This window comes from Candidatus Bipolaricaulota bacterium (assembly GCA_021159055.1).
Classification (GTDB): domain Bacteria; phylum Bipolaricaulota; class Bipolaricaulia; order UBA7950; family UBA9294; genus S016-54.
Genome location: JAGGSO010000146.1, coordinates 1 through 3391, shown reverse-complemented (window position 1 = coordinate 3391; position 3391 = coordinate 1). Strand labels below are relative to the sequence as shown.

The 3391-nt window shown below is 55.8% G+C and carries 3 protein-coding genes; 2 read left to right on the top strand and 1 reads right to left on the bottom strand.

The features are described 5' to 3' along the window. The first annotated feature begins 4 nt into the window (after nucleotides 1–4). Nucleotides 5–1480, top strand: coding sequence for a phosphoenolpyruvate carboxylase (locus J7J55_07505; GenBank protein MCD6142541.1), 1476 nt, complete (start codon nucleotides 5–7; stop codon nucleotides 1478–1480). 105 nt (nucleotides 1481–1585) lie between these two features. Continuing rightward, nucleotides 1586–2629 carry a hypothetical protein gene (locus J7J55_07500; protein ID MCD6142540.1) on the top strand — a complete coding sequence of 348 codons (1044 nt, stop codon included), beginning with the start codon at nucleotides 1586–1588 and terminating at the stop codon, nucleotides 2627–2629. A 234-nt stretch (nucleotides 2630–2863) separates the two neighbouring features. Here J7J55_07500 and J7J55_07495 read toward each other — a convergent pair. Beyond that, nucleotides 2864–3391: ABC transporter permease (locus J7J55_07495; GenBank protein MCD6142539.1), on the bottom strand; the 528-nt coding region annotated here is incomplete at its 5' end.

Below are 3391 nucleotides of genomic sequence, written 5' to 3'. Positions count from 1 at the left end.
TCGGATGAATGTTCCCCGATGTATGAGCACACAGCACCCGGACAACGTACAGCCGCCGTTCTTCGCCGATCATCCGGTGGTGCAAGGTGAAGCGGAAATCAGGGAGGCCTACTACGCCTATTCCCACCTTGGCTGCACGGAGCAGATGTGGGACTACGAAGGGAAGGAAGTCGATGGTTTTGTCGTCAAGAAGCTTCTCTCGCGCTATGCGGGATTCTTCAGGAGAAAACGCTTGGGCCAGGACCTGCGTCTCACACTCCGTGTTCCAAACCCTCGCGTAGAAAAGCTAGAAGCGAAAGTACTTCTGGAGACACTGGAGAGCATTCCCCGCTCGTTCGATACCGCTCGCTCGTTTTACGGTGAAACGGCTCCCTACCCCATCTTCGAGGTCATCCTTCCCATGACGACCAGCGCGGAAGAGCTCAACCGGGTCTACTACTATTACAAGGAATTTGTCGGCGGCAAGGAGAAACAGCGTTGTTACGATATCGCTGTTGGTCGCTGGTTGGGAAACTTCCGACCGGATACGATCGAGGTGATCCCTCTTCTCGAAGACAAGGAACGGCTCTTGGAGGCGGATCGCATTGTCGAGGAGTACCTCCGTGACAAGGATGTAGCCCAGCAACGGGTGTTCTTGGCCCGGAGTGATCCGGCCCTGAACTACGGACAGATCGGCGCGGTCCTCCTCGAAAAGGTCGCGCTCCAGCGACTGGAAAGGCTGGAGAGGAAGATGGGGATCGAGATTCTCCCGATCCTCGGGGCGGGTTCCTCCCCGTTTCGCGGAAACCTGCGACCGGACAGGGTGCGGGAGGTGTTGGCCGAGTACCCGTCGGTTCAGACGTTCACGATCCAGTCAGCCTTCAAGTACGACTATCCCGAAGATGAGGTGCGGCGCGCCGTTGAACTGATCAATGGAGCCTCACGTGGCCCTGCGGAGGAAGTCGACGAGCCGCGATGTCTGGAAATCATCGATAAAGTGGCGAAGCGCTATGCGGAAAGTGTTCGCGTCCTCGCTCCATTGGTCAACGAAATCGGGGCTTATGTCCCGCCGCGGCGGGCTCGAAAGCTCCACATCGGTCTTTTCGGCTACTCGCGGGAATTAAACGGGTACTCACACGTCCACCTCCCGCGGGCGATCAAGTTCTGCGCCGCCCTTTACTCGGTCGGCGTGCCTCCAGAGATCCTCGGGCTCAGCGCCCTCAATCGTGAAGAGCTTGCGTTTGTTCGTTCGGTCTATCCCCATCTGGAACAAGACATGGGGGATAGCCTCCGTTACCTCAATGAAAAGAACCTGCAGTACCTGCCCACCGTTGCGCAGGAGGAGGTCCACGAGGCATTGAACACGTTCCCCGTCGATGTCGACGAGGAGCACCGCGAGATCACCGGGGCGATCCTAGCCAGTTTGCGGACCGAGGATGGGAAACCGTCTCTCTCGGAGCTTATCACAAGAGCTGCGATGCGCCGGCACTTCCTTGGATAATTGTCGGCGCCTGTAGGATTCAATGGTAGTTCCCACTGGCACTGCATGCTTGTCTGTGCCCGTTGATCCCGCTATGATCGTTGGGCAATGAAACGGGCTGGAATCATGATCGCCCTGTTGTGTGTGCTATGCGGCGTGAATTTTAGTGCTTGGACCGTGAATCCGTCAGGTTATTTAAGGCAGGACCTGGACTGGGACTTCACCGACAACTCACTCTCTCTAACCTCGCAGTTCAACATAGACTTGGAACTAGCTAATACCACTGAAATGACAGCAAATCTGCGATTACAAGAGGACGGTCTGGACAGAGCAAAGCTTTCATGCACCTGGGAGGAACGACCCTATCGCCTCAAGTGGAAGCTGCAGTTCGATGTGGATGGGTTTGACACCTGCCGCCTGGAATGGCGCTACCGGAAGGATCCGTGGGAGGTGAAGTTGATCCCGACCATCGAAGCCGGGGACCCATTCTCATGGTCGCTGGATGTCTCATATGAGACTGATGAATTCAGCGTGCAACTGACGCCGGAGTTCACTGAGCTGTTCAGTTTCTCATCCTTCAAGGGGAAGGCCACCTTCTCTCCCCTCTCGGGATGGACCCTGAGATCGACGATCAATATTGATCCATCAGCGACCGATGGTCAGGTGAGCTGCGAGCAGTTGTTAACGGGGAAGACATCCCTCGGGGACTTCTCATTCACCTATGATGATCTGCACCTTACCGCGTGGAGCTATGACCGGGATTTCAGCGCAGATAAGGTGTGGGCGGAGTTCTCCTTCGACTGGGAGGAGGGCGAAGCGGGTGAGTATGAATGGTACGGCGAATACGAGGCTACGGAGGACAGCGGGTACGAGGCTGATATCGTCATCGAGGCGACACAGCCACTCACCACCAGTACCGCGAAGGTATCCTTCTACGCCCAGGGCTGGAAGGTTGGTCTCGACTTCATAAAGCAGCAGATCTCTTGCACCATGAAGCGCTACGTGACCGGTGATACAAGATGGGATCTTGACCTCTCCTTCGACCTTGACGACGAAGAATACGAGGTAGAGAGCTACTGGGAGAACGACCTGATTTCATTCGACATAGATCTCACATGCACGAAGCTGGGGCTGGATGAGCTCTCCATCGAATTTGAGCTTGATTTTTAGCTCACATTTTCCATCCTTGAGTGCCGCCTTTCAGTATCTTCCTGCCCCGGGGATACTAACCCGGCCAGTGATATTTCAGCGCTTCCAGTACGACCTGGAACTTGAATAGTCTTTGCCTTTTCCACATCCATCACCTCGCTTTCCGAGATGATCTTACAAGACCCGTAGGCGGGGTGATTTCGAATCATGCTTTCTAGCTGTTGTTGAATGTGTCAGTGCGTCCGTTGTACCCAATCACGGTTCGTGCCAGCGTGCCCGGGTAGCTACCAGCAGGAGAAAGAGTGCAGCGTATGCTCCCAGGACGGCCCAGCTCAAGGCCAGACTTCCAGCCTTGACCCGCACAGCGCCAACGTAGATCCGGACCAACTGGGCTGCGTGAGTGGTGGGCACAAGTAAGGCAAGCCACTGCACACTCTTTGGTACTAGGCTCAAAGGGTAGTAGACCGGAGGTATCAACGTGAGGAGCAGGCCCAGGAGGTTGGACACAGCGGAAATATGCATAGGATTGCGCACGTAAGTAGCTACTGTAAACCCCAGCATGCTACCGATGAGCCACGTCACGGAGAGGACCGCAAGGATTGGCGGAAGCTTCCCCACGGGGAGTCCCGTTAGCACTAGCAGGGCTAAGACCAATACGATTAAGGGTAAGACATAGAGAAGGCGGGAGATAGCGGTTCCTAGAGCGTAGGGCACTGGCCCTATAGGGCTTGCAACGAACATCTCCTGCATCCGGCGGTATCGGAGCCCCACGATCAGCTGCGG

Bases quoted from the DNA above. Each gene is read 5' to 3' on its own strand.
- J7J55_07505 (MCD6142541.1), top strand. From the start codon at position 5: ATGAATGTTCCCCGATGTATGAGCACACAGCACCCGGACAACGTACAG.
- J7J55_07500 (MCD6142540.1), top strand. From the start codon at position 1,586: ATGATCGCCCTGTTGTGTGTGCTATGCGGCGTGAATTTTAGTGCTTGG.